This is a genomic window from Rahnella laticis, from assembly GCF_015644585.1.
GTDB classification, from domain to species: Bacteria; Pseudomonadota; Gammaproteobacteria; order Enterobacterales; family Enterobacteriaceae; genus Rahnella; species Rahnella laticis.
The window spans coordinates 135,958-159,960 of record NZ_JADOBI010000010.1; the positions used below are offsets into that span (position 1 = coordinate 135,958).

The following is a 24,003-nucleotide window of genomic DNA, read 5'->3' on the forward strand; positions in this document are numbered from 1 at the left end:
TGACAAAACCAGTTTCACCGTTTCTACGCAATGCCGCCATTTACTCAGCCTCTTACGCCCGGCGCCTGCAGCCATTCCATCGGGTTCTTCTGATAAGAAGCGCAATAGAACGCGCAATCTGTACTCAAAACGCCCCGCGTTAAGCGTGCGGACGAAATGTGATCAATCCGTAAAGTTGTTACACCAATTAAGTTTCAGTGATCTGGTCCCTGATGTTAATCCTTCATTGAAAAGTGTGAACAGGATCAACCAAAAAGCCATTTTCTCAGTAAATTCAAGTAAATAAGTGTGTAGTTAAAAAAGTTAAGTAAGCACACAAATTAAATGTGGTTTTGTGATGTCATTCAAATTTTAAATATGTATGACAAGTTATCTTTGCTTCGCCCGGACAAGAGCGTCAGAGATTACCTGCCACGTCCTTTCGCTGTTGCCCGGGCAAAACACTTCCCAGGCGCAGTCAGCCTCATGGCGAAGCAACAATTCTGGTGTTCAGGACGCTCATCGGATCTTACGCACAGATAACAATAAACCAGTGCGTAAACATCGGGCCGCTCCCAGTGAAATCATCTGGCGGCGATATCCCCGGAAAACACTTTAAGGAAGCCAGAAGCCCATGCTCAGGCAGCGTGGTGCGAAATACGCCATGACAGCGTGCGTTGTCATTGCCGGATTATTTACTGGGAGAGAGTTAAATGGGTAAGATTAAAGGGTTACGCTGGTACATGATCGCACTGGTGACATGCGGCACTGTATTAGGCTATTTAACACGTAACGCCATTGCCGCCGCAGCACCGACGCTGATGACTCAGCTCAACATTACCACTCAGCAATATTCTTATATTATCGCCGCTTATTCCGCCTGCTATACCCTGATGCAGCCGGTTGCCGGTTATGTTCTTGACGTCATGGGCACGAAAGTCGGTTACGCCATGTTCGCCGTTATGTGGGCCATCTTCTGTATGGCGACCGCGCTGGCCAGCAGCTGGGGTGGTCTGGCGATCGCCCGCGGTGCCGTTGGTATGGCTGAAGCCGCGATGATCCCTGCCGGCCTGAAAGCCAGCAGCGAATGGTTCCCGGCCAAAGAACGTTCTATCGCCGTGGGCTACTTTAACGTCGGTTCTTCTATCGGCGGGATGATTGCGCCACCGCTGGTTGTCTGGTGCATCCTGATGCACAGCTGGCAGCTCGCCTTTATCATTACCGGTGCTTTGAGCCTGATCTGGGCACTGAGCTGGCTGGTATTTTACAAACACCCGAAAGACCAGAAAAAGCTGAGCAACGAAGAACGCGATTACATTCTTGATGGTCAGGAAGCACAGCACCAGACCACCAACGGCAAGAAAATGTCGGCCTGGCAGATCCTGCGTAACCGCCAGTTCTGGGGCATCGCGCTGCCGCGCTTCCTGGCTGAACCTGCCTGGGGCACCTTCAACGCCTGGATCCCGCTGTTCATGTTCAAGGTGTATGGCTTTAACCTGAAAGAAATCGCGATGTTTGCGTGGATGCCGATGCTGTTTGCTGACCTCGGTTGTATCCTCGGCGGCTACCTGCCTCCGCTGTTCCAGAAATACTTCAAAGTGAACCTGATTGTCTCCCGTAAACTGGTGGTTACCATGGGTGCGGTCCTGATGATCGGCCCTGGCATGATCGGCCTGTTCACCAGCCCGTACGCGGCAATCGCTTTACTGTGCATCGGTGGTTTTGCTCACCAGTCACTGTCCGGCGCGCTGATTACTTTGTCTTCTGACGTGTTTGGCCGTAACGAAGTGGCGACAGCCAACGGTCTGACCGGGATGGCGGCGTGGATGGCAAGTACCATGTTTGCTCTGGTGGTGGGTGCGCTGGCCGATACCATCGGTTTCAGCCCGCTGTTTGCCGCTCTTGCCGTCTTCGACCTGCTCGGCGCCATCATTATCTGGACCGTACTGCAGAACCGTTCCGCAGTAGAAGCTGTACCGGCCCCGCTGAAAACCGCGAAAGCCTGATCCGCCAATCACAAGCCCGGTAAAATTCTTTGCCGGGTTTGTCTCTTTCTCACATTTCTCCAGTGCCTTTGTGGCCGATGCACGGTGCATCAACCTTTCGTAAATCGTATACTGGTAGTTGTATAATAGGTTTGCAGGTCTGTCCGACACTCGCATCTTGCAGGTTTCACTACTTTTAAAGAGCACTCATATGGAATCCACAGACACCAGACGCCTCTACCAACAACTGGCTGCCACGCTCAAGGAACGAATCGAAACGGGTGTGTATCCGGTTGGCGAGAAGTTACCTGCTGAACGTCTCATTTCAGATGAGATGGACGTCAGCCGCACCGTGGTGCGCGAAGCGATCATCATGCTGGAAGTTGAAGGTTATGTGGAAGTCCGTAAAGGTTCGGGCATTCATGTGATGTCAAATCAGCAGCGCCATCTGGTGGTGCCTGATAATGGCATCGAGTTTGGTACCGCCGGCCCGTTCGAGCTGCTTCAGGCGCGTCAGCTGATTGAAAGCAATATCGCGGAGTTCGCCGCCACGCAGGTGACCAAACAGGACATCATGCGCCTGATGGAAATTCAGGAGCACGCGCGCCAGGAAGATCGTTTCCGTGATTCAGAATGGGATTTGAAATTCCACGTGCAGGTAGCGCAGGCCACGCAGAATAATGCGCTTTCAACTATCGTTGAAAAAATGTGGAGCCAGCGTTTGCATAACCCTTACTGGCGTAAGCTGCACGAGCACATCGATGAGAAATCAATTGAAAGCTGGTGCGAAGATCACGACCTGATCCTTAAAGCACTGATTCGCCGTGATCCGCATGCATCGAAACTTGCCATGTGGCAGCATCTGGAAAACACCAAACAAATGCTTTTCCGCGCCACCAGCGATGATTTCGAATTTAACGTAGACCGTTATCTCTATTCAGAAAACCCGGTTGTACATCTGGATCCGCCGCTGCTGAATACTAAATAAATTCCCTTTAAGGCCGGAAATTCCCCCCAACCGGCCTTTTCTCCACTTCTGCGTGATTTCGCATTATCCTGTCAGACACTGTCGAGTAGTGTCAGCCAATGTAAAACCCCTTTCCATTACGTGCGCCGGACTTAAATGATCGGTCTCAACGCGCTATATTTACCTGTCTGAGTTATTGTTATTTTGTTACAGTTAGACCCGTTTTTTTACGCGTTTACGAGGCATGAAACAGCGCTTTAAACGTGTAAATCCCCGATGAATTCAAAACCAGATAGCCCGCCAGGGAAATGGCGACCTTATCAGCTTACAGGCCGCGTCGAGACATATTCTCCGCTGATGTCAATGCTGACCCACTGAAAATGATGGAGTTTTACACGACAGATGGAAATTATCAGCTCGCTTATCGATGCCCTCTGGCAACAAGATTATGTCACCCTCGCCAACCCTTCTCTGGTTTGGGCGTTGTACCTGATTTTATTCATGATCATCTTTCTGGAAAACGGTTTACTGCCTGCGGCTTTTTTACCCGGCGACAGCCTGCTGATCCTCGTGGGCGTACTGATTGCCAAAGGTGCCATGAATTTCCCGCTGACGATTTTCCTGCTGACGACCGCCGCCAGCCTTGGCTGCTGGCTCAGTTACGCGCAGGGAAAATGGCTGGGGAATAACCGGATAGTCCAAAGCTGGCTGGCCCATTTGCCGGTGCAATATCACGAACGCGCGCACGCCTTGTTCCATAAACACGGGCTTTCCGCACTGCTGGTAGGCCGTTTTCTGGCCTTTGTCCGCACCCTGCTGCCCACAATTGCCGGTTTATCGGGCCTGAGCAACAGCCGTTTCCAGTTTTTCAACTGGGTGAGCGGTCTGCTCTGGATCCTGATCCTGACCTCGTTAGGTTATTTCCTCGGCAAAACGCCACTGTTCCTGAAATACGAAGATCTGGTGATGAATTGCCTGATGCTGCTGCCGGTGCTTTTGCTGATTGGCGGGCTGGTCGGTTCCATCGTCGTTCTCTGGCGTAAAAAGCACGCTGACCGCCAGAACAAAGGCAAAAGCGCATAATGAATCGCCTGTTGAGAAAACACTCATTTATCTGGCCAGCGCTGTTTATTCTGCTGGCCGCTGCGGCCATGATCGGGCTGGCGATATCGCGCCTTCCGGCACCGGCCAGCGCGCTGCAAATCCGCCCGGCACGTTCTGGCGTGGCCCTGCCCGATGGTTTTTATGTTTACCAGAGCCTGACCGAGCGCGGCATTCACATCAAAAGTATTACGCCGCTGGAAGATGGTCTGGTCGTTCAGCTCGATTCCGCTGCTCAGCGCAAAATGGCAGAGGACGTGTTGCAAACCATTTTGCCCGCAGGCTTTGTGATTCAGTATTGTGAACCGCCTCATACCAAAGCCTGGCTGACCAAGCTGGATCGTGATCGTTTAAAGTTTGGGTAACTGACAGCGGATTTGTCTGATATCACTACCCATTTGTCGGTGATATGCTTTCAAAGCTAGTTATTCAAAAAATCTATACTCACGGAAATAAGTGCCACAATCACTTAACCATCAAAAGGAAGCCCGACGATGAAAATCACTTTATCTGCACTCGTTTTAGCCCCTGCAATGTTATTCACTACCGCAAGCTTTGCTGCGCCTCAGCCAGAAAGCTGCGTGACCAAACAGCACGAAATTCAGAAACAGATCGACGAAGCCCGCCTGCACAAAAACGAGAACCGCGTCGACGGTTTGGAAAAAGCACTGCGCGAGAATAAAGCGCACTGCACCGATGCAGGGCTTAAAGCTGAAAACCAGAAACGTGTCGAAGAAAAACGTGAGAAAGTCCGCGAACGTGAGCAGGAACTGAAAGAAGCTCAGGCGAATGGCAATCACGAAAAAATCGCCAAAAAGCAGCAAAAACTGGAAGAAGCACAGTCTGAACTTAAACAGGCTCAGGGTCTGTAATCCCCTTTCTTAAAGCGCCCGGTGGGCGCTTTAATGCGGGATCTTGCTTTTTAAAACAGACAATTCGCATTTGCGATCACCTGAATATCCGCTATGTTAAAAGTTCGAATCAGTTAACGTATGGAGTGACTTACACATGGCTAGTAATACATCAGAACAACTGCGCGCTGAATTAAAGTCATTGGCAGATACGCTGGAAGAAGTTCTTCAGACCTCTACCGATAAGCCGAAAGCTGAACTCGATAAGTTACGCGGCAAAGCAGAATCCCTGCTGAAAGACACCCGCGAACGTCTGAGCGATACGGGCGATAAGATTGCCACTCAGACCAAAGAAATCGCCGGTAAAGCCGATGATTACGTACATGAAAAACCGTGGACAGGCGTCGGTATTGGTGCCGCTGTCGGTGTTGTGATTGGCGTTCTGTTAGCCCGTCGCTGATTATGCAAGAACCGATAAAACCGGCACCACAAGGACCGGGTAAAGGGCTTTTTGACATCGTTTCACGCATCGCCACCGTGGTGGTGGGCATGGTTGAAACGCGTGTCAGGCTGGTGGTTGTTGAGCTGGAAGAGGAAAAGGCCAATATTTTCCAATTGCTGCTCATGGCTGGCATTACCCTGATTTTCACCGCCTTTGGTCTTATGAGTTTGCTGGTTCTCCTTTTCTGGGCGATTGACCCGGCGTATCGCCTGATTGCGATCGGCACGGCGACCGGTGTTTTGCTGTTCCTTGCTGTGGTTTTAGGCGCGATGACGCTGGCAAAAGCCAAACGTTCAACGCTTTTGAGCCTCACCCGCAAACAGCTGGATATCGACCGGGCGCTGCTGGAAAAGGATGAAAATCTATGAGTATCCCAAACCGCGCTATCGAAAAAGTCAGACTTCTGCGCCAGATTGAGCGCCAGCGCGCCGAGCTGTCTGAGGCGGGTTCTGACTGGCTGGATGCCACAGCGAAAATTGATCGCGGCTGGGTGAAAATCGTGGATATGCGTAAGTATCTGGTCGTGGGCTCCAGCCTGATTGCCGTTTACGGCATCCGCCATCCCAGCAGCATTGTGCGCTGGTCACGGCGGGCATTTGGCATCTGGGGCACCGTCCGGCTGTTTCGCAAGACTTTCGCCAGCAAATAAGCTTAGCGACATTCACATCAAAGGGTCGGGTGATTATTCATCCGACCCTTTTTCTTTTTGAATAACAATCCTTCCGCCGTTCAATTTATTTGAATCATTACAACAGTTTTACTTGCTAACAAAGCGTAATCGTTCGACTTATTATCTCGTCATCAACTGATGCGGTAACGGCGAGAAACATTTTCTGACCGGACCGGTAACACTTTAAGCTCAATTTGAGCACACTACGTTTTGGAGAAGAAAATGACTAAGTTACAAGACACAGCTTTACTGGTAGCCCGTATCCTGATGCCAATTCTGTTCATCGTTGCCGGTTGGGGAAAAATTAACGGTTACACCGCAACTGCGGGTTACATGACGTCCATGGGCGTTCCAAGCTTCTTCCTGCCACTGACTATCCTGTTGGAGTTTGGCGGCGGTCTGGCAATCCTGTTCGGCTTCTTCACCCGTACTACTGCGCTGATCACAGCCATCTTCACCATCCTGACGGCGCTGATCTTCCACACTGATTTTGCACAGGGCGTGAACCAGATGATGTTCATGAAAAACCTGTCCATCGCTGGCGGTTTCTTCGTCCTGTTCGCTTCAGGCCCGGGCGCATTCAGCATCGACCGTCTGATCAAGAAAAACTGGTAATCACTGCTCCGGCACCAGGGCGCTGTAACCAGGCTATAATTAAATAAGACAATAAAAAGCACCTGCAGGGCGATGTGATTAATCACCTCGCCCTTTTTAATTCTGAAAGATCACTGACAGTAAGGAAAATATCATGGGACAACTGGTCGAAGGCAAATGGCAGGACACCTGGTATGACACCAAATCTACCGGCGGTCATTTCAAACGTTCTGCGGCGCAGTTCCGTAACTGGATCACACCTGATGGCGCACCGGGCGAGCACGGCGTCGGCGGTTTTACCGCTGAGCGCGACCGCTATCATCTTTATGTTTCACTGGCCTGTCCGTGGGCACACCGGACACTGCTGATGCGCGCCCTGAAAGGGCTCGAAGACATTATCCCTGTTTCCGTCGTACATCCGCTGATGCTGGAACACGGCTGGACGTTCGGAACCGATTTCCCGGCCGCTACCGGCGATGATTTGTATCACCTGAATTATGCGTATGAAATCTATCTGCGTGCGCAGAATGATTACACAGGCCGCGTGACCGTGCCGATCCTCTGGGACAAAAAGCAGCAGACGATTGTCAGCAACGAATCTTCAGACATCATCCGTATGTTCAACAGTGCTTTTGATGCAACCGGGGCGAAAGCGGGCGATTATTACCCGCAAAACCTGCGCACTGAGATCGACGCGATTAATGAGTGGGTCTATCCGCAGATTAACAACGGCGTGTATAAAGCCGGTTTTGCGACCTCTCAGGACGCATACGACGAAGCGGTAAATGGCGTGTTTGATGCGCTGGAACGCGCTGAGAAATTACTGGGTAAACACCGTTATCTGACGGGCAACAAGCTCACCGAAGCCGATCTTCGTCTGTGGACCACGCTGGTTCGCTTTGATCCGGTCTACGTCACGCATTTCAAATGCGACCGTCACCGCATCAGCGATTATCCGAATCTGTACGGTTTCCTGCGCGATATTTACCAGATGCCGGGAATTCGTGAAACCGTGGATTTTGCGCATATCCGCAATCACTATTACCGCAGCCACGCCACGATTAACCCTTACGGAATTATCTCTACCGGGCCGGCGCAGGATTTAGATTCACCGCACGGCCGCGATACCCGCTTCAGCTAATCGCTCGGGCATTCTTCCTTTCTGAAAGGGGAAGAATGCCCGTCACGTTGATTCACTTCGCTTCGCGCGTCGCCAGCAACCGTGGAATTTCGCGCAGGAACCAGGCTTTTGCCTCGCCCATGCTGTCGCGACGCCACGCCATAATGATGTCGGTTTCACGGTTATATTCTGCACTGACCACCCGCAAACGCCCTTCGGCAATATCCTGTTCAACCATCGGATAAGGCATCGTCGCGACGCCCAATCCGGCCAGCAGCGCTTTGCGTTTTTCTTCGATGGTACTGACCGTCAGACGTTGTTGCTTATCGAGCAACTGCACGGTGAGCACCGGGCGCTCACGCGCCGTATCCGCCACCGCAATCCCGCGGTATTTCACCCGACTGACTTCAGAAAGCGGCTCGGCTTCCAGATGAATCGGATGATCCGGCGCAGCCACGTAAACGCTGACCAGCTTGTAAAGTTTGCGGCTGTTAATTTCTGTCGAGGAACGGAAATGCATATCGGGGGCGATGACAATATCCGCACGCCCCTGCTCAAGACGCTCCCACGCCCCCGCCAGCACTTCGGTAATCAGCGAAACCTGGGTGCTGGCTTTCAGCGCCAGCTTTTCAATCAGCGGGAATAACTGCGCAGCCGGGGATAAGGCTTCGCAAACGATCGTGATGTGGGTTTCCCAGCCACGTGCCAGCGCTTCGGCATCGACGGTCAGTTTGTCGGCGGCTTCGAGCAGCACACGGCCACGCTCAAGCAGCATCCGGCCCACATTGGTGAATTTTGTCCGATGACCTGAACGGTCAAACAACACCACGTCCAGCTCTTCCTCCAGCTTTTGCATGGTGTAGCTCAATGCAGACGGGACGCGGCCCAGCTCATCAGCGGCGGCGGCAAAACTTCCTCTGCGGTCAATCGCATCCATGACCCGTAATGCTTCCAGTGTGAGTGCGCGATCCTTAGCCATTCTTTTCTCTGTCAGGAAATTTGAATATAGCGACCAGATTAACTGGCTAACAATCACACGTCCAGACGCTTACCATTTATACATCGAAATTTTTAAGAGAGGCGACCGCCATGATCACCAGCAGAACGGCAAAAGAGTGCGGCACCGCTGACTTTGGTTGGCTGCAGGCACGTTACACTTTCTCCTTTGGACATTACTTTGATCCGAAGCTGATGGGCTATGCGTCGCTGCGCGTCCTGAATCAGGAAGTGCTGGCGCCGGGTGCGAGTTTCCAGCCACGGACTTATCCGCGCGTTGATGTTCTGAATCTGGTTTTGCAGGGCTCGGCGGAATACCGCGACAGCGAAGGTAACAGCGTGAGGGTCGAAGCCGGTGAAGCGGCGCTGCTTTCCACGCAGGCAAACGTCAGTTACAGCGAGCTGAATACCCGCGCGAACCAGCCGCTGACGCGCATGCAGTTATGGCTGGATGCCTGCCCCGAGCATGAAAATCCGCTAACCCAGAAAATGACGCTGCCGGATGCAAAACATTTCCTGCTGGCATCACCGGACGGCGAAAACGGCAGCCTGCAATTGCGGCAAAATGTCTGGATACATCATCTGGATTTAAAACCGGGTGAACAGATTTCCCTGCCAATTCGCGGCCCGCGGGCGTATCTGCAATCGATTCACGGGCAAGTTGATGCGCTGGGCGCGGTCAGCCACGAATCACAAAAACTGGCCTGCGGCGACGGGGCGTTTATTCATCAGGAAAACAGCCTGACCGTTTCTGCCAGCACGCCGTTACGCGCTTTGCTGATCGACATGCCGGTTTAACATTCGCGGTTAACGGATTTTACGGATAACAGAAAGGCGAAAGCCCGCGCAGTTTCCTGCGCGGGCTTTCTTTTGACGAGGGAGTTGACCGTTAAGCCGGGTTCTGTCGTGGACAGTCATTCGTCTAGGCCAGCAATCGCTCACTGGCTCAAGCAGCCTACCCGGGTTCAGTACGGGCCGTACCATGTGAACCCCTATTTGGCCTTGCTCCGGGTGGAGTTTACCTTGCCACGAACTGTTGCCAGCCGCGCGGTGCGCTCTTACCGCACCCTTTCACCCTTACCTGATCCCACTTGCGTGGGCCATCGGCGGTTTGCTCTCTGTTGCACTTGTCGTAAGCTCGCGCTTCCCAGGCGTTACCTGGCACCCTGCCCTATGGAGCCCGGACTTTCCTCCCCTCCACCTGTCTCCCCCGAAAGGGACGGCAGTGAAGCGGCGACTGTCTGGTCAACTCCGCGGCGGATAATAGGGTATTACGCCCTATTTGTCACCCTCTTGCTCATCAAGCGCGTATTTATACAACGCGTTCTTCTTCACGCCGTGGATTTCTGCGGCCAGCGCGGCGGCCTTTTTCAACGGTAACTCTTTTTGCAGCAGCGCCAGCGTACGCAGGGCCTCAGCGGGCAACGCTTCCACATCGACTTTATGGCCTTCCACAATCAGCACCATTTCGCCACGACGACGGGTTTCCACTTCCTGCACCCATGCAAGCAGTTCGCCGACCGGCGCGCCGTGAATGTTTTCCCAGGTTTTGGTCAGTTCGCGCGCCAGCACCACATAACGCTGCGGCCCCCAGACTTCGACCATATCCTGCAAACTGTCGATCAGACGATGCGTGGATTCATAGAAGATCAGCGTGCGCGGCTCTTCGATCAGCGCCAGCAAAGTGTCTTTACGGGATTTGGTTTTGGCAGGCAGAAATCCCTCGTAACAGAAACGGTCGGAGGGCAAACCGGCGGCGCACAATGCGGTAATGGCAGCACATGCCCCCGGCAAAGGCACGACACGTATGCCCGCTTCACGACAGCGGCGCACGAGGTGATAACCCGGATCGTTAATCAGCGGCGTACCGGCATCAGAAACCAGCGCGATAGTCTGGCCTTCCTGCAATTTCGCCAGTAAATGCTCGGCTTTCTGCTGTTCGTTGTGGTCATGCAGCGGGAACATTTTGGCGCTGATCGCGAAGTGTTGCAGCAGCAATCCGGTATGGCGGGTGTCTTCTGCGGCAATCAAATCTACACTGTTGAGTACGGCCAGCGCGCGTTGGGTAATATCCCCTAAATTGCCAATTGGCGTCGGTACGATATACAGCGTTGAGGCAGAAATATCTGCTTGATCGTCTTGATTCATTGTTTCATCCGGATTGCCGATTTAATATTGAGCATCTTGAAAAAACATCACTGGAAACTGAATGCCTTCCTCAATGACTTTTCGTACCCGTTCGGGACGTTTACTCCCTGCCATCATCGTGGCTATGCTTCTCGCCAGCTGTTCCGGTCAGGCGCCGCAGGCACCGACTGAAAGTGTCCAGGGTGCAGCGTCCGGCAGCTCTGATTATTATCTGCAGCAGGCACAACAAAGCGGTGATGATAACAAGGCTGACTGGCAATTGCTTGCAGTCCGTGCCCTGATACGTGAAGGCAAAGTGCCTCAGGCCGCCGAACAACTCGCCAAAGTGCCGCAAAATCTGACCGCAGCACAAACAGTTGAACAGCAGCTGACCAGTGCAGAAGTTCAGGTTGCCCAGAAGAATTATCCGGCAGCGGCAACCAGTCTGAGCCAGGTCGACCCGGCCAAACTGAACAATGACCAGAAAGCCCGTTACTATCAGGCGCAAATCGATGCCAGCCAGGGCCGTACCAGTCTGGGGCTGATCCGTGCTTACATCGCGCAGGAACCGCTGTTGCAGGGCCAGCTTCATCAGACGAACATTGATGAAACCTGGACCGCGCTGACGCAAATGTCTGCGCAGGACGTTAACAGCATCGTGATTAACGCGGATGAAAATACCCTGCAAGGCTGGCTGGATTTGCTGAGTGTCTGGCAGAGCAACAAACAGGATCCGGATTTACTGAAAGCCGGTATCAAAGACTGGCAGCGCCGTTATCCGGTCAATCCGGCGGCCAAAAACCTGCCGACACAGCTGAATAACGTGCTGACTTTCCAGCCTGCGTCTACCGGTAAAATCGCGCTGTTCCTGCCAATGAGCGGGCCTGCACAGGTTTACGGCAATGCTATTCAGCAGGGCTTCAATGCGGCGATGAACGGCCAGGTCAGCCAGGCCGCATCACAACCGGCAACGCCAGCCGATCCTAACGCACAAGCGCAGACAACGCCGGTTGATCCGAATGCGGCGGTCAGCACGTCCGCTCCGGATGCCACTGCGCAGCCACAAACCGCACCAGTACAGCCTGCGCCAGCGCCTGACGTTGCGCCGGTTGCCAGCAGCAATGCGCAGGTAAAAGTTTATGATACCAACGGTCAGCCTCTGGCGGCGTTACTGACGCAGGCACAGCAGGATGGCGCCACGCTGGTGGTCGGGCCATTGCTGAAAGATCAGGTGAATGAGCTGGGTAACACCCAGACGCCTCTGAATGTTTTAGCGCTCAATCAGCCAGAAACTGAGAAAAACAGTGCGAATATCTGTTACTTTGCGCTCTCGCCGGAAGACGAAGCGCAGGACGCCGCCCGCCACATGTGGGCAGAACAGAAACGTTCGCCACTGTTGCTGGTCCCACGCGGTGCCTTCGGTGACCGTATTGCACAGGCATTTGCCAATGAATGGCAGAAACTGGGCGGACAAACTGTCCTGAAACAAGGGCTGGGCTCTGCCGGTGAATTACGTTCATCTATTGGCAGCGGCATCCGCCTGACCGGTACGCCGGTTACCGCAAGCAACAGTGCAGTTCCGGCGCAAGCGCAGGGTGTCACGATTGGGGGTATTACCATTCCGGCTCCGCCAACCGATGCGCAGATTACGCAAGGCAGCACTGGCGGTGCGGTGGATTCCGTTTACGTCGTAGCGACTCAGAGCGAACTCACGCTGATTAAACCGATGCTGGATCTGGCGGTTAGTGGCCGTTCTCATCCGTCTGTCTACGCAAGTTCACGCAGCTATCAGGCGGGAGCGGGCCCGGACTATCGTCTGGAAATGGAAGGCGTGGAATTTAGCGACATTCCTTTACTGGCGGGTTCCAACCCTGCGCTGATGCAGCAGGCCGCAGCGAAATTCGGCAACGATTACTCGCTGGTTCGTTTGTATGCGATGGGGATTGATGCCTGGAGTCTGGCAAATCACTTCTCACAAATGCGGACGCTGCCTGGCTTCCAGGTCTCCGGCAGTACCGGTGATTTAAGTGCCAATGAAAACTGCGTGATCCATCGCAAACTGCCGTGGCTGCAATACCGTCAGGGTTCGCTGGTTCCGGTTTCTTCATAAGAAACGCGGTTCACTTGCGCAGAGAAACCGGAATTCTCCGCACGAAATAAGTACAAGGACGTACTGATGATAAAATTTTTGTCAAAAACGCGGTCGTGCGGAGCCGAATACGAAGCTTACGCGCGACGCTATCTTGAAAGAGCCGGATTAACCTTTGTGGCGGCCAATGTGGCCTGTCGTGCAGGTGAAATTGACCTGATCATGCGTGACCAGCAAACCTGGGTGTTTGTTGAAGTTCGCTACCGGCGCAATGCAAATTTTGGCGGCGCTGCGGCCAGCGTAACGCGTCAAAAACAACAGCGCTTGTTACGCGCGGCATCTTTCTGGCTTGCAAGCCATAACGCAAGCTTTGACACATCACCTTGCCGTTTTGATGTTTTAGCCATCACCGGCAGCCAGTTAGAATGGCTGCCCGATGCGTTCAATGCGGAATAAATATTACGACGACTGACTGGACGAAAACCCGTGCTGGATAGAATCAAAGTCTGCTTTACCGAAAGTATCCAAACCCAGATTGCAGCGGCTGAAGCCTTGCCTGACGCGATTTCACGTGCCGCGATGACGCTGGTGCAATCGCTGCTCAACGGCAACAAAATCCTATGCTGCGGTAACGGCACCTCTGCGGCAAATGCGCAGCATTTTTCCGCTAGTCTGATTAATCGTTTTGAAACTGAACGTCCGAGCCTTCCTGCAATCTCACTATGTGCAGACAATATTGTTCTGACGGCGATTGCTAATGACCGTCTGCACGAAGAAATCTATGCCAAACAGGTGCGCGCTTTAGGTCAGGCTGGCGATGTTTTGCTGGCGATTTCTACCCGCGGCAACAGCCGTGATATTGTCAAAGCCGTTGAAGCAGCGGTCACCCGCGATATGACGATTGTCGCATTGACGGGTTATGACGGCGGCGAACTGGCGGGCTTACTGGGGCCTCACGATGTTGAGATCCGTATTCCCTCCCATCGCAGCGCCCGCATTCAGGAAATGCATATGCTCACAGTAAACTGCCTCTGTGACCTGATAGATAATACGCTGTTCCCACACCAGGACGATTAAGGAGATCCAATGAAGGCGAGCCCTCTCTTAGCTGTATTGTTAAGCGCCCTTCTGTTACAAGGCTGTGTTGCTGCTGCGGTTGTTGGTGCAGCCGGTGTCGCAACCAAAACCACTACTGACCCGCGCACTGTGGGCACTCAGGTTGATGACAGCACGCTGGAAGCTCGTGTTTCCAACGCGATAAGCAAAGATAAACAACTGAAAGATGAAGCCCGTGTTGTCGCCACCGCGTATCAGGGCAAAGTCCTGTTAACCGGTCAGGCGCCGTCTGCTGATATGGCCTCCCGTGCGAAACAAATTGCGATGGGCGTAGAGGGCGCAACGGAAGTGTATAACGAGATCCGCACCGGCAAACCGGTCAGCATGGGCACGGCCTCTGTGGATACGTGGATCACCACGAAAGTTCGCTCTCAGTTGCTGACCAGCGATTCCGTTAAATCTTCCAACGTCAAAGTGACGACCGAGAATGGCGAAGTGTTCCTGCTCGGCCTGGTCACGCAGGAAGAAGGTAAATCCGCGGCGGGGATTGCTGCCGGTGTCAGTGGCGTGAAACACGTGACGACAGCGTTTACTTACGTTAAATAATTCAGTCAGTTAAAGCAAAAGGACAGCTCAGGCTGTCCTTTTTTACGTCCTGAAACCGCATGAATTAATGCAGCTTATGCTCTTGCAGGAAAGATTCCCCACCGAGCTGGCTCATTTGCCTCAGGATCCACTGCTGACGACGCAGCACGTAGGCCGACGGTGCGTTGACTTTAAACAGGTGAGGATTCGGCAATACGGCGGCCAGCAATGCGGCCTGCGAAGCCGTCAGGCGGCTGGCGGGTTTATGGAAGAAATGCTGTGAGGCCTGCTCGACGCCAAACACACCGTCGCCAAACTCAACAATGTTCAGGTAAACCGTCAGGATCCGGCGTTTCGTCCAGACCGTTTCAATCCCCACGGTCAGACCCGCTTCCAGCCCTTTTCTCACCCAACTGCGGCCATCCCACAGAAAGAGATTTTTAGCCGTCTGCTGGGAAAGCGTAGATGCTCCGCGCATTTTTCCGCCGTCTTTATCCAGAACCGACTGGATGGCATCCACATCAAAGCCCCAATGCTCGGGGAATTTTTGATCTTCCGCGGCCATCACCGCCAGCGCCATTGGCGCAGAAATTTCGCTCATCGGCACCCAGTCGGAATGCGCCACATACCCGAAATCACCGGTGAGCCAGGCGGAAACCTGACGTTCGACCATCACGGCGGAGAAAGGAACGGGTAAAAAAGCGAAAAGTACGATGCCCGCAACCCATAAGCCAAGCAACAGTATTACGGCACGTTTCAGCCATAATACCGGTTTTCCACAAATGCCCTTTCCAGCAAATTTCTTCATTCTGCGGTTTCCACAACACATCTGACCATCTAATCAATCCCAACGGAGACCCGATAATGCGGGCTAGCGAAATGCTCCACAATCCTGCTAACAATTGTGCGAAAAAGCGTAACTCATCCTTAAAAACTCCATTTCAAAATTGCGTTTTGATCACTGGCATCAAGGGGTTCCGTCATTGTAGTGGGCATTTCCAGTTTTTCATTCATCGGGTATTTAAAGACAGCATGTAAATTATTTGTGAATAAATCCAATAAATAAACATTAACAATGCTAATGAATGAAAATGCCAAAAGTGAACGAATTTTCACCATTTACCGGTTTGCCGTGGCGCTGACTAAGTCAAATCGCACAGTAAAAAATGGCAGAAAACTGCCTGCAGACTGGCGACTTAACCCGATAAAAACCTGATCATCCTAAGTGAAATTTTTTCACTCATCACAATTCTTAAAAATGGATCGAAATCAAAATACTGAAGACAACGCAATAATCGCATAAATGATGAATAACAGGCACTTGGCAGTGAATGCAGCCATTCCAACGCCGGTTTTCAGGTTAAATTAACGGCGAAACAAGCAGCAAAATGGCATGACATTGTTCACTTCCATAAGCAAAATTGCATGACACCGGTACAACATCAACAGGCTTCATTTGTATTCTGTCAAAAATCCTGCGATAAAGACTTGATGTTTTGTATAGACAAAGACTAATCTACATCACAGTTTTTAATGAATGTTGTAACAGTCCTGCTTATATTTGTTATGTTGATTGCTACAGGATGTATTAGACTTTAAGACTGAATTCCAAGACCTGCGAAAACCGAACCCTTATAACTATCGTGGGTTACCTCTTTCCCTGGTGTTGGCGCAGTATTCGCGCACCCCGGCTTCGGCTGGGGTTATTTTTTTTCAGCGTTTGCCGTCCAGTCACGTAACACCTGTATGTCATGACGCCATTCCGCTTTAAGCTCATCAATCCATTCCTGAACGTTATCCCACCACGCAGGCAACGTCGGCGTCTGAATTTGTTGCGCCAGTTGTTGCAGGTGCTTAAGCCCTACGGAACCCGCCGCTCCCTTGATTTTGTGGCCTTCTTCCGCAATCCCTTTCTGATCGCGTGCGGTCATGTTGGAATCCAGCACCGCGAGATAGCCCGGCATCATTTTTTCGAACATATCAGCGCTCTGATAAATCAGTTTCGGCCCGACCAGATCGATGTACTGTTCAAGCATGGCGGTATCAAGCAACGTTTCGCTGTTTTTCATTTCGACAGGTTCCTTTTCCATTACTGAAACTTCAGGCTGGTGATCCCAGAACTGCTGGATCATGGCGGTCAGCGCAGAGACGGACAGCGGCTTACTCAGCACATCGTCCATTCCGGCGTCGAGATACTCTTTCTTATCTTTGAGAACGTTGGCGGTCAGCGCAATCAGCGGCGGCAGATGTTTGCCTGCATAGTCGGTACGCAGTTTGCGGGCGATATCCAGCCCGGTCATGTCCGGCAGCTGAATATCGAGCAGGACGAGGTCAAATTCGTCCGGATCGAACATCTCCAGCGCGTCGTGACCGTTCATCGCCACTTCCACGCTGTTCCCGAGCTTCTCCAGCACCGAACGCGCCACAATCACGTTCAGCTCGATATCTTCCACCAGCAGCACGTGCAGCGCGGGCAGCGGCATATCCTCTTCTTCATCCACTTCGGCGACCGGCGCATCGAGCGTTGGCGCGCGTACGGTCAGCGTGAAGCAGGAACCCTTACCCGGTTCGCTGCTGACGGTGATATCGCCGCCCATGGTTTGCGCCAGACGTTTTGAAACGGCCAGCCCGATACCGGTTCCTGTCGCCGGTTTGCCGCCGTTCTGATCTTTCACCTGATAATACATGGCGAAAATTTTGTCCTGCTCGTCCTGCGGGATGCCCATGCCGGAATCGCGGACGACAAAACGCAGCATGTCGTTGGCTTCGTAATGGACGCTCAGCACAATCTCACCTTCGCGGGTGAATTTGACGGCGTTACCAATCAGGTTCCACAGGATTTGGCGTAAACGCGTGCCGTCCGTCGTGATACTGCGCGGCAGCGGTAAATCCGGATCCATAACGAATTTCAGGCCTTTCGGTTGTGCCAGAAGGCCGGAGAGGTTTTCGAGATCGGACAGGAACTCGGTGAAATCCACCGGCTGATTGTCGAGCTGCACTTTGCGGCGCTCGATTTTGTCCATTTCGATAATGTCGTTGAAGATATTCCCGAGCGTGATGGCGCTGACGTGAATGGTTTTCAGATAACTGTGCTGTTCTTTGTCGAGTTCGGTGTCCAGCAGAATGCGGCTCAGCCCGACGATGCCGTTAAGCGGCGTACGCAGCTCGTGGCTGATCGTAGAGATGAAAGTGGTCTTTTCCCTGCTGGCGTTCTCTAACGCGTCCTGATAACGCTTACGCTCGGTGATATCGCGGCCAAAGCCCATCAGACCATGCCGTTTGCCAATGCGATCGTAGAACGGCACTTTGCGCAGTTCGAAGCAGGCTTTACGCCCGTCCGGATAGACCAGCCATTGTTCGTAAGTCAGGGAAACGTTGTGGCGGAAGACTTTCTCATCGGTTTCCACCACTTTTTCGGCGATGTCCGGGGTATACACATCATTTGGCGTGAGGCCGATCAGCTGTTTTTCGCTTTTACCGGTCAGTAATTCCATCGCACGGTTACAGCCCGAAAATTCTTTATCTTCATTGCGGTAGTAAACCAGGTCCGGGGAAGCATCGAGGAATGAGCGCAACAGCGCCGATTGCTGGCTGAGTTCGATTTGCGCCTGTTCGCGGTGATGCATTTCAAGCTTCAGCTTGTCGACCACCGCAAGACGCGCCTCTTCGGCTTTCACACGGTCGGCGATTTCCTGATTCAGCTGCGTGATATTGTCCTTAAGCTGCTGGTTCAGTTCGAGATCGCGGTGGCGCATTTCTTCGAGCTTATCCACCAGACGCGCTAAACGCTGGCGTGATTCCTCAAGCTGCTCAACGACCACCGACAGGAAATACACCGCCCAGGGCGTAATCAGCAAACCAAAGAAGATGGAGCGAACCACGTCGATACTTTCAACCTGCCCGCGCAGGAGCATGGTCACCGCCATCTGGACAATCATCGCCAGCACCACCAGCGCGGACGCCAGCAGCAGTGAAAATCTCACCAGCCCCAGCTTGACCATCAGATCGACATAATACTGCGCTAAAACCCGGATTTGCTTCATAACGGTTCCCTTAAAACGAAGTCGCGTGAATCATACCGCAAAACCTCGCTGTGGTGAGTCTGCGGGCAAGATAGAACGTGAAGTTTGTGAGATGCACCTTGCGGGGGCTTGTCATGGTGCAATGCAGGAAATAAGGGCAGAGTTATTGACTAATTTACGCCGTGATATTATTAATATCGGCCGGCTTAATTTCGTCACAGGCTTTGCCAACTGCCGCGCAGCAAACATCTTTTCCTTATACTCTCCGAATTCATTCTCAGTCGGCGCACTCCGCGCAGGCATAATTATTCATTATTACTGCAAATAAAATCATTCACGTCAGTATAAATAATTCTTATTACGAAGAGCCGATTAGTACATTATTACTGTCAGGTTAAAAACAGTGACAAACCGCATGCCCGCAGTGTTTTCCAGTATAAAATACTGGGAATTACGGACCTGCCAGCACGGTTCGGAGATATGAAGCTTTTCCCATAGTGAGTCAGCTCACACTTTACACGCATTACCCCACCGACATTACGCCATTAAAAACACCATAAATCATTTATATTTCAAATAATTAAATGTCTTTATATCACTTTTAATATAAGTTAATTCGCCATTTGACCTCCTTGTGCTTTCTCGCTAAGTTGGGAGTCCGCTGGAAGCAATCTCGACGGGTGAGCAACTCGTCATATTTATGCAGTAATTGAAGACTCCCTCATTAAAACAAGTCAACCACCACTTGTGAGAACCATCACGAGAGGCCTTTGACGGAGATGCCCGGGCAATTAACGCACCGCAAGAGTGCGCGAAATTGCGGGTCCGCTCTGTGAATAAGTCCGCTCGCGGTTGGTGTGAGAGTCTCGCAGAGCCTGGGGAGGTTCACGTTATGTTGTACGATAAATCCCAAGAGAGGGACAACTGTGGTTTCGGCCTGATCGCCCATATAGAAGGCGAACCTAGCCATAAGGTCGTGCGTACCGCGATCCACGCACTGGCCCGTATGCAACACCGTGGCGCGATCCTTGCTGACGGCAAGACCGGCGACGGTTGCGGCCTGCATTTACAAAAACCTGACCGCTTCTTCCGCATGATTGCCGAAGAGCGCGGCTGGCGCCTGGCGAAAAACTATGCCGTCGGCATGCTGTTCCTCAGCAAAGATGAAAAAGAAGCTGAGGCGAGCCGTCGCATTGTTGAAGAAGAGTTGCAAAACGAGACGCTGTCCGTGGTGGGCTGGCGTGACGTTCCGACTAACCCGGACGTACTCGGTGAAATCGCGCTTTCCTCCCTGCCCCGCATCGAACAAATTTTTGTTAACGCGCCCGCCGGCTGGCGTCCGCGTGACATGGAACGCCGTCTGTATATGGCGCGCCGCCGTATTGAGAAACGCATTCAGGATAAAGACTTCTATGTGTGCAGTTTCTCCAACGTGGTTACGATCTACAAAGGCCTGTGTATGCCTGCGGATCTGCCACGCTTCTATTTAGATCTGGCCGACCTGCGCCTGGAATCAGCAATTTGCCTGTTCCACCAGCGTTTCTCGACCAACACCGTACCGCGCTGGCAACTGGCTCAGCCTTTCCGCTATCTGGCGCACAACGGCGAAATCAACACCATCACCGGTAACCGCCAGTGGGCCCGCGCCCGTGCGTATAAATTCAAAACGCCGCTGATCCCCGATCTGCAAGATGCCTCACCGTTCGTGAATGAAACCGGTTCGGACTCCAGTTCGCTGGACAACATGCTGGAACTGTTCCTGGCCGGCGGTATGGATTTGCTGCGCGCCATGCGTTTGCTGGTTCCGCCAGCCTGGCAGCAGAATCCGGATATGGACGACGATTTACGCGCGTTCTTTGACTTTAACTCCATGCACATGGAGCCGTGGGATGGCCCGGCCGGTATCGTGATGTCAGATGGCCGCTACGCCGCCTGTAACCTCGACCGTAACGGTTTGCGTCCGGCGCGTTATGTCATCACCAAAGACAAGCTGATCACCTGCGCGTCAGAAGTCGGGATCTGGGATTACCAGCCTGATGAAGTCGTTGAGAAAGGCCGCGTTGGCCCGGGCGAACTGATGGTGATCGATACCCGCAGCGGTAAAATCCACCACTCGGCAGAAACCGATAACGACCTGAAAGGCCGCCACCCCTATAAGCAATGGATGGAGAAAAACGTTCAGCGTCTGGTGCCGTTTGAAGATCTGGCTGAAGATCAGGTCGGCAGTCGGGAGCTCGATGACAGCACGCTGGAAACCTTCCAGAAACAGTTTGGCTACAGCAGCGAAGAATTAGATCAGATCATCCGCGTGTTGGGTGAGAACGGTCAGGAAGCCGTCGGTTCAATGGGCGACGATACGCCATTTGCCGTGCTATCCAGCCGTCCGCGCATCGTGTATGACTACTTCCGCCAGCAGTTTGCGCAGGTGACCAACCCGCCAATCGACCCGCTGCGTGAAGCGCACGTGATGTCTCTGGCGACCAGCATTGGCCGCGAGATGAACGTATTTTGCGAAGCTGAAGGTCAGGCGCACCGTCTGAGCTTCAAATCGCCAATCCTGCTGTGGTCTGATTTCAAACAGCTCACCACGCTCGACAGCAAACACTATCGCGCGGAAACGCTGGATCTGACTTACGATCCGACCGAGCAGAATATGGAGCAGTTCGTCCGGAAGCTCTGTGACGAAGGCGAACAGAAAGTGCGTAACGGCGCGGTTCTGCTGGTGCTGTCTGACCGCAACATTGCGCCAAACCGCTTGCCGCTGCCTGCGCCAATGGCCGTCGGCGCGTTGCAGTTGCGTCTGGTTGAAAAAAGCCTGCGCTGCGACGCCAACATCATTGTTGAAACCGCCAGCGCACGCGACCCGCACCACTTTGCCGTGCTGATCGGCTTCGGTGCGACCGCGGTTTATCCATATCTGGCCTACGAAACGCTGGCCAAGCTTGTGGATTCGCAGGTCATTGAGAAAAAATACCGTGAAGTGATGCTGAACTACCGTAACGGCATCAACAAAGGTCTGTACAAAATCATGTCCAAAATGGGCATTTCCACCGTCGCCTCTTACCGTTGTTCGAAACTGTTTGAAGCCGTCGGCCTGGCGAAAGATTTGTGCAACTCCTGCTTCAACGGCGTGGTCAGCCGCATCGGCGGTGCCGGTTACAGCGACTTTGAACAGGATCTGCTGAACCTGTCCAAACGCGCCTGGCTGAAACGCAAAACATTGGATCAGGGCGGTCTGCTGAAATTTGTCCACGGCGGCGAATATCACGCGTACAACCCTGACGTCGTCACCACGCTGCAAACCGCAGTGAACAGCGGCGATTACGACGACTATAAAGTCTACGCAAAACTGGTGAACGAGCGTCCGGTAGCAACCTTGCGCGACTTGCTGAAAGTCACGCCGAAAGGCCAGCCGATTCCGGTTGATCAGGTAGAACCGGCAGAAGGTCTGTTTACCCGTTTCGATACCGCGGCAATGTCTATCGGTGCGTTAAGCCCGGAAGCGCATGAGTCTCTGGCCGAAGCAATGAACAGCATCGGCGGACGTTCTAACTCCGGCGAAGGCGGCGAAGATCCTGCGCGTTACGGCACCAATAAAGTGTCACGCATCAAGCAGGTCGCATCGGGTCGTTTCGGTGTTACGCCAGCGTATCTGGTGAATGCTGACGTAATTCAGATCAAAGTGGCGCAGGGTGCAAAACCAGGCGAAGGCGGCCAGTTGCCGGGTGATAAAGTGACGCCGTACATCGCGAAGCTGCGTTATTCCGTGCCGGGCGTGACCCTGATTTCTCCACCACCGCACCACGATATTTATTCCATCGAAGATCTGGCACAGCTGATCTTCGACCTGAAACAGGTCAACCCGAAAGCAATGATTTCGGTGAAACTGGTTTCAGAACCGGGCGTGGGCACCATCGCGGTCGGCGTGGCAAAAGCGTATGCAGACCTGATCACCATAGCAGGTTACGACGGCGGTACAGGCGCAAGCCCGCTGTCATCGGTCAAATACGCGGGCTGTCCGTGGGAACTGGGTCTGGTGGAAACACAACAGGCGTTGGTGGCTAACGGCCTTCGCCACAAGATTCGCTTACAAGTGGATGGCGGCCTGAAAACCGGTCTGGACATCATCAAAGCAGCAATCCTTGGCGCTGAAAGCTTCGGTTTCGGTACCGGCCCGATGGTGGCGCTGGGTTGTAAATACCTGCGTATTTGTCACCTGAATAACTGCGCAACAGGCGTGGCAACTCAGGACGACAAACTGCGTCGTAACCATTATCACGGCCTGCCAGAGCGCGTGACGAACTACTTCAAGTTCATCACGCAGGAAACCCGTGAAATCATGGCCGAACTGGGAGTCAGCCAGTTGGTGGATCTGATTGGTCGTACCGATCTGCTCACCGAACTCAATGGCTTCACCGCGAAACAAAACAATCTGGATCTGTCTGCGATGCTGGCAACCGCGACGCCGCACGAAGGCAAAGCGGTGTACTGCACTGAAGGCAACCCGGCGTTCGACAAAGGCCAGCTCAACAAAGACATTCTGGAGCAGGCTGCGCCACATATCGATTCTAAGCAGAGCAAAGCGTTCTACTTCGATATCCGCAACACTGACCGTTCAGTCGGTGCGACATTGTCCGGCGCGATTGCTGAAAAGCATGGCGATCAGGGTATGGCGGCAGATCCGGTGCGTATTAACTTCAACGGCACCGCAGGCCAGAGCTTCGGCGTCTGGAACGCAGGCGGCGTAGATTTAATGCTGACCGGCGACGCGAACGACTACGTGGGCAAAGGCATGGCCGGTGGCCGTATTGCGATTCGTCCACCAATCGGTTCAGCGTTCCGCAGCCACGAAGCCAGCATTATCGGCAACACCTGCCTTTACGGCGCAACCGGCGGCAAGATGTTCGCGGCCGGCCGTGCGGGCGAGCGTTTCGCCGTACGTAACTCCGGTGCTATCACCGTGGTTGAAGGCATCGGCGATAACGGTTGTGAATACATGACCGGTGGTATCGTGTGTGTTCTGGGTCGTACCGGCGTTAACTTTGGTGCAGGTATGACCGGTGGTTTCGCTTACGTTCTTGATGAAGATGGCGAATTCCGCAAACGCGTTAACCCGGAACTGGTTGAAGTCCTGGAAGTGGCCGATCTGGCTATCCATGAAGAGCATCTGCGCGGTTTGATCATCGAACACGTACAGTTGACCGCATCGACCCGTGGTGAAGAGATTTTGGCGAACTGGCCGGAATGGGCGCCTAAATTTGCCCTGGTAAAACCGAAGTCCAGTGATGTCAAAGCATTGTTGGGTCACCGTAGTCGTTCCGCAGCTGAGCTGCGGGTACAAGCGCAGTAAGAGGTTAAG

General features: G+C 53.1%; 20 protein-coding genes and 1 other RNA gene. 16 read left to right on the top strand and 5 right to left on the bottom strand.

What is annotated here, in order from left to right:
- The first annotated feature begins 692 nt into the window (after nucleotides 1-692).
- The 10 genes from IV433_RS19845 (at nucleotide 693) to IV433_RS19890 (ending at nucleotide 7,790) form a co-directional block, all read left to right on the top strand.
- Nucleotides 693-1,985 carry an MFS transporter gene (locus IV433_RS19845; protein ID WP_195815568.1) on the top strand — a complete coding sequence of 431 codons (1,293 nt, stop codon included), beginning with the start codon at nucleotides 693-695 and terminating at the stop codon, nucleotides 1,983-1,985.
- A gap of 190 nt (nucleotides 1,986-2,175) precedes the next feature.
- Complete coding sequence (gene exuR, locus IV433_RS19850; protein ID WP_152327304.1) at nucleotides 2,176-2,952, top strand: transcriptional regulator ExuR; 777 nt, start codon at nucleotides 2,176-2,178, stop codon at nucleotides 2,950-2,952.
- A 381-nt stretch (nucleotides 2,953-3,333) separates the two neighbouring features.
- Nucleotides 3,334-4,014 (top strand): DedA family protein, encoded by a 681-nt coding sequence (locus tag IV433_RS19855; RefSeq protein WP_195815567.1) that lies wholly within the window; start codon nucleotides 3,334-3,336, stop codon nucleotides 4,012-4,014.
- 11 nt (nucleotides 4,015-4,025) lie between these two features.
- Nucleotides 4,026-4,397, top strand: a complete 372-nt coding sequence (gene mzrA / locus IV433_RS19860; RefSeq protein WP_370530270.1) for an EnvZ/OmpR regulon moderator MzrA — start codon at nucleotides 4,026-4,028, stop codon at nucleotides 4,395-4,397.
- 129 nt (nucleotides 4,398-4,526) lie between these two features.
- Entirely contained in the window at nucleotides 4,527-4,904 is a 378-nt protein-coding gene (locus IV433_RS19865; RefSeq protein WP_152327307.1) for a DUF1090 domain-containing protein, read from the top strand.
- Between the two features lie 136 nt (nucleotides 4,905-5,040).
- Nucleotides 5,041-5,343, top strand: coding sequence for a DUF883 family protein (locus tag IV433_RS19870; protein ID WP_152327308.1), 303 nt, complete (start codon nucleotides 5,041-5,043; stop codon nucleotides 5,341-5,343).
- Between the two features lie 2 nt (nucleotides 5,344-5,345).
- Nucleotides 5,346-5,753: a phage holin family protein gene (locus IV433_RS19875; protein WP_195815565.1), complete on the top strand. Its 408-nt coding sequence runs from the start codon at nucleotides 5,346-5,348 to the stop codon at nucleotides 5,751-5,753.
- The gene (locus IV433_RS19880; RefSeq protein ID WP_152327310.1) at nucleotides 5,750-6,034 is read left to right on the top strand and encodes a YqjK-like family protein; all 285 of its coding nucleotides are present in this window, start codon (nucleotides 5,750-5,752) and stop codon (nucleotides 6,032-6,034) included. Before IV433_RS19875 ends, IV433_RS19880 begins: the two co-directional genes overlap by 4 nt.
- 243 nt (nucleotides 6,035-6,277) lie before the next feature.
- Nucleotides 6,278-6,670: a DoxX family protein gene (locus IV433_RS19885; RefSeq protein ID WP_101074992.1), complete on the top strand. Its 393-nt coding sequence runs from the start codon at nucleotides 6,278-6,280 to the stop codon at nucleotides 6,668-6,670.
- A 133-nt stretch (nucleotides 6,671-6,803) separates the two neighbouring features.
- Entirely contained in the window at nucleotides 6,804-7,790 is a 987-nt protein-coding gene (locus tag IV433_RS19890; RefSeq protein ID WP_195815564.1) for a glutathione S-transferase family protein, read from the top strand.
- 52 nt (nucleotides 7,791-7,842) lie between these two features.
- On the opposite strand, the gene IV433_RS19895 is transcribed toward IV433_RS19890, so the two are convergent.
- Nucleotides 7,843-8,748 (bottom strand): LysR family transcriptional regulator, encoded by a 906-nt coding sequence (locus IV433_RS19895; protein WP_195815563.1) that lies wholly within the window; start codon nucleotides 8,746-8,748, stop codon nucleotides 7,843-7,845.
- A 110-nt stretch (nucleotides 8,749-8,858) separates the two neighbouring features.
- Here IV433_RS19895 and IV433_RS19900 point away from each other — a divergent pair, with 110 nt between their 5' ends.
- The gene (locus tag IV433_RS19900) at nucleotides 8,859-9,563 is read left to right on the top strand and encodes a pirin family protein (RefSeq protein ID WP_195815562.1); all 705 of its coding nucleotides are present in this window, start codon (nucleotides 8,859-8,861) and stop codon (nucleotides 9,561-9,563) included.
- Between the two features lie 76 nt (nucleotides 9,564-9,639).
- Here IV433_RS19900 and rnpB read toward each other — a convergent pair.
- Both rnpB and rsmI read right to left on the bottom strand, forming a co-directional pair.
- An RNA gene (rnpB, locus tag IV433_RS19905) (RNase P RNA component class A) lies at nucleotides 9,640-10,018 on the bottom strand.
- Nucleotides 10,019-10,043: 25 nt separating this feature from the next.
- Entirely contained in the window at nucleotides 10,044-10,913 is an 870-nt protein-coding gene (gene rsmI / locus IV433_RS19910; RefSeq protein ID WP_152327315.1) for a 16S rRNA (cytidine(1402)-2'-O)-methyltransferase, read from the bottom strand.
- Between the two features lie 61 nt (nucleotides 10,914-10,974).
- On the opposite strand from rsmI, the gene IV433_RS19915 reads away from it, so the two are divergent.
- From IV433_RS19915 to dolP, 4 genes are all read left to right on the top strand, one after another.
- The gene (locus IV433_RS19915) at nucleotides 10,975-13,002 is read left to right on the top strand and encodes a penicillin-binding protein activator (RefSeq protein WP_195815561.1); all 2,028 of its coding nucleotides are present in this window, start codon (nucleotides 10,975-10,977) and stop codon (nucleotides 13,000-13,002) included.
- Nucleotides 13,003-13,068: 66 nt separating this feature from the next.
- Nucleotides 13,069-13,437 carry a YraN family protein gene (locus tag IV433_RS19920; RefSeq protein ID WP_195815560.1) on the top strand — a complete coding sequence of 123 codons (369 nt, stop codon included), beginning with the start codon at nucleotides 13,069-13,071 and terminating at the stop codon, nucleotides 13,435-13,437.
- A gap of 30 nt (nucleotides 13,438-13,467) precedes the next feature.
- Nucleotides 13,468-14,058, top strand: coding sequence for a DnaA initiator-associating protein DiaA (diaA, locus tag IV433_RS19925; RefSeq protein ID WP_013577230.1), 591 nt, complete (start codon nucleotides 13,468-13,470; stop codon nucleotides 14,056-14,058).
- 9 nt (nucleotides 14,059-14,067) lie between these two features.
- Nucleotides 14,068-14,643 (top strand): division/outer membrane stress-associated lipid-binding lipoprotein, encoded by a 576-nt coding sequence (gene dolP / locus IV433_RS19930; protein WP_195815559.1) that lies wholly within the window; start codon nucleotides 14,068-14,070, stop codon nucleotides 14,641-14,643.
- A gap of 64 nt (nucleotides 14,644-14,707) precedes the next feature.
- Here dolP and mtgA read toward each other — a convergent pair whose 3' ends face one another.
- Both mtgA and arcB read right to left on the bottom strand, forming a co-directional pair.
- Complete coding sequence (mtgA, locus tag IV433_RS19935) at nucleotides 14,708-15,430, bottom strand: monofunctional biosynthetic peptidoglycan transglycosylase (protein ID WP_195815558.1); 723 nt, start codon at nucleotides 15,428-15,430, stop codon at nucleotides 14,708-14,710.
- Between the two features lie 895 nt (nucleotides 15,431-16,325).
- A complete protein-coding gene (gene arcB / locus IV433_RS19940) occupies nucleotides 16,326-18,665 on the bottom strand; it encodes an aerobic respiration two-component sensor histidine kinase ArcB (RefSeq protein ID WP_195815557.1) in 2,340 nt (779 codons plus the stop codon).
- A gap of 871 nt (nucleotides 18,666-19,536) precedes the next feature.
- Between arcB and gltB the strand changes: the two genes are divergently transcribed.
- Nucleotides 19,537-23,994 (top strand): glutamate synthase large subunit, encoded by a 4,458-nt coding sequence (gene gltB / locus IV433_RS19945; protein WP_195815555.1) that lies wholly within the window; start codon nucleotides 19,537-19,539, stop codon nucleotides 23,992-23,994.
- Nucleotides 23,995-24,003: the final 9 nt, after the last annotated feature.

Bases quoted from the DNA above. Each gene is read 5' to 3' on its own strand.
- IV433_RS19845 (WP_195815568.1), top strand. From the start codon at position 693: ATGGGTAAGATTAAAGGGTTACGCTGGTACATGATCGCACTGGTGACA.
- exuR (WP_152327304.1), top strand. From the start codon at position 2,176: ATGGAATCCACAGACACCAGACGCCTCTACCAACAACTGGCTGCCACG.
- IV433_RS19855 (WP_195815567.1), top strand. From the start codon at position 3,334: ATGGAAATTATCAGCTCGCTTATCGATGCCCTCTGGCAACAAGATTAT.
- IV433_RS19865 (WP_152327307.1), top strand. From the start codon at position 4,527: ATGAAAATCACTTTATCTGCACTCGTTTTAGCCCCTGCAATGTTATTC.
- IV433_RS19870 (WP_152327308.1), top strand. From the start codon at position 5,041: ATGGCTAGTAATACATCAGAACAACTGCGCGCTGAATTAAAGTCATTG.
- IV433_RS19875 (WP_195815565.1), top strand. From the start codon at position 5,346: ATGCAAGAACCGATAAAACCGGCACCACAAGGACCGGGTAAAGGGCTT.
- IV433_RS19880 (WP_152327310.1), top strand. From the start codon at position 5,750: ATGAGTATCCCAAACCGCGCTATCGAAAAAGTCAGACTTCTGCGCCAG.
- IV433_RS19885 (WP_101074992.1), top strand. From the start codon at position 6,278: ATGACTAAGTTACAAGACACAGCTTTACTGGTAGCCCGTATCCTGATG.
- IV433_RS19890 (WP_195815564.1), top strand. From the start codon at position 6,804: ATGGGACAACTGGTCGAAGGCAAATGGCAGGACACCTGGTATGACACC.
- IV433_RS19895 (WP_195815563.1), bottom strand. From the start codon at position 8,748: ATGGCTAAGGATCGCGCACTCACACTGGAAGCATTACGGGTCATGGAT.
- IV433_RS19900 (WP_195815562.1), top strand. From the start codon at position 8,859: ATGATCACCAGCAGAACGGCAAAAGAGTGCGGCACCGCTGACTTTGGT.
- rsmI (WP_152327315.1), bottom strand. From the start codon at position 10,913: ATGAATCAAGACGATCAAGCAGATATTTCTGCCTCAACGCTGTATATC.
- IV433_RS19915 (WP_195815561.1), top strand. From the start codon at position 10,975: ATGCCTTCCTCAATGACTTTTCGTACCCGTTCGGGACGTTTACTCCCT.
- IV433_RS19920 (WP_195815560.1), top strand. From the start codon at position 13,069: ATGATAAAATTTTTGTCAAAAACGCGGTCGTGCGGAGCCGAATACGAA.
- dolP (WP_195815559.1), top strand. From the start codon at position 14,068: ATGAAGGCGAGCCCTCTCTTAGCTGTATTGTTAAGCGCCCTTCTGTTA.
- mtgA (WP_195815558.1), bottom strand. From the start codon at position 15,430: ATGAAGAAATTTGCTGGAAAGGGCATTTGTGGAAAACCGGTATTATGG.
- arcB (WP_195815557.1), bottom strand. From the start codon at position 18,665: ATGAAGCAAATCCGGGTTTTAGCGCAGTATTATGTCGATCTGATGGTC.
- gltB (WP_195815555.1), top strand. From the start codon at position 19,537: ATGTTGTACGATAAATCCCAAGAGAGGGACAACTGTGGTTTCGGCCTG.